Genomic DNA, 1,546 nt, shown 5'->3' on the forward strand with positions numbered 1-1,546 from the left:
AGTAAGCAGTAAGCAGTAAGCAGTGTCCACGGTAAGCAGTAGCTAAACTGAGTCGCTAAAACAATTCGCTTAAACCATTAGCTAAAACGAACAGCTAAAACGGTTGATTAATCATCACTCTAAACAGGCTCTCTTCAGACCCTTTAGCGACTTCAGCGCGAACCACAATACCTTCTACTTGGAATCGTATTGCACCACCAGCACTCCATTTCATATCAGTATGGAGTGTTTTTAAATCATACTCATCAGCGACTCGACCTGCATCAACAAAGACAACCCATTGCCACCAAGGTAAATCATAATAGTTAATAACAGGTAGTGATCCTAATGGTTGCCACTCAGGCAATATGCGGTACTCTGCTGAATAGTGGATGGCAGAGCGACCATGATAACGACCACCTGTATAGCTTCGTAAGCGATACAATCCGCCTAAACTGATGTTCTCATGCTCTGGAGGTCGAGCACAATTCTGTGGGCCATCACAATCATTCCAACTTGGTGTATCGGCAGTGTAAAAATCAAACGCCAATACTTGTTGATCAAAAATGTCACCAAGCGGTCCTAGTGAAAAATATTGGCTGTTCTGCAACTCCACCTGGTTCCAGCTGTCTTCATCTACCCAATTGTCTGAGCCCATGGTAAGAGAGACTTCGGTATGGGATCCTTTTGTGGGGTTTCTCGCGTTATCTCGATTATCCCAATCGAAAGTAAAACGGACTCCTTTTGCAGCTTCATTTTCTTCAATCGTATTCGTTAGCTTTCGAGAGGTATAAAAAGGAACAACAGAAAGAGAAGTGACACCAGATTCTAAAGGGCTGGCAAATGACACCTCACGCTGAGGCTTGAACATACCCATGTAACCTTGATCTTTTATCGCCCCCCAGGGAAGAAGGAATTTAAATTCAAGTTCATAATTTTCTTCAAAGCCATCAACAATCGTTTTATTTAAGATGGACGATTCATTGTTGCCCTGCTCTCCCAAATAGTAAGGAGCCTGGTTAAGTTTAGCTTGGTAAAGCTGGGTGCTAAACAGCAAGTTATCGCTTAAAGCGTAGTTATGAGCAGAGAGGAAACCCACATAGCTGCCTTTGTCGGAATATAAACCCATACCAAATAAGGCCGCCTGAGGCTGCCAAACACCTTTGGCAACACCTGCGGCACCGACACTAAAACCTAACGTTTCAGTGCTAAATATAAAAGGGACGAAGGCAGAATCTTTTTCTTTGGCGGAAACGCTAGCGACAACAGAGAGTAAAATCATCGCCAACACATGGGGCAGTAATCGAGACATAGAACCTACTTTTTGTATTCCATCGCAACACGAGAAGTCAACTTTGTCACAAGCTCATACGCTATCGTTCCAATGTGGCTCGCCACTTCTTCCGCAGACAAACCATCGCCCCACAGAATCGCTTCATCACCGACTGAATCCAAAGCATCAGGCCCAAGATCAACGGTCAGCATATCCATAGAAACACGGCCAACGGTAGGCACCTTACGGCCACCCACTAGCACAGGCGTTCCATTGGGCGCCATTCTTGGGTAG

Annotated in this window: 2 protein-coding genes; both read right to left on the reverse strand. The window is 44.9% G+C overall.

Features of this window, described 5'->3' with window-relative positions:
- Positions 1–94: 94 nt before the first annotated feature.
- Positions 95–1,291 (reverse strand): BamA/TamA family outer membrane protein, encoded by a 1,197-nt coding sequence (locus tag ACP45E_RS19615; protein WP_017038471.1) that lies wholly within the window; start codon positions 1,289–1,291, stop codon positions 95–97.
- A gap of 5 nt (positions 1,292–1,296) precedes the next feature.
- Positions 1,297–1,546: alanine racemase C-terminal domain-containing protein (locus ACP45E_RS19620; protein WP_277815731.1), on the reverse strand; the 250-nt coding region annotated here is incomplete at its 5' end.

The organism is Vibrio genomosp. F10 str. 9ZD137, from assembly GCF_049974785.1.
GTDB lineage: Bacteria > Pseudomonadota > Gammaproteobacteria > Enterobacterales > Vibrionaceae > Vibrio.

What these genes read in the sequence shown, in the direction of transcription:
- ACP45E_RS19615 (WP_017038471.1), bottom strand. Translation starts at nt 1,291, where the DNA reads ATGTCTCGATTACTGCCCCATGTGTTGGCGATGATTTTACTCTCTGTT.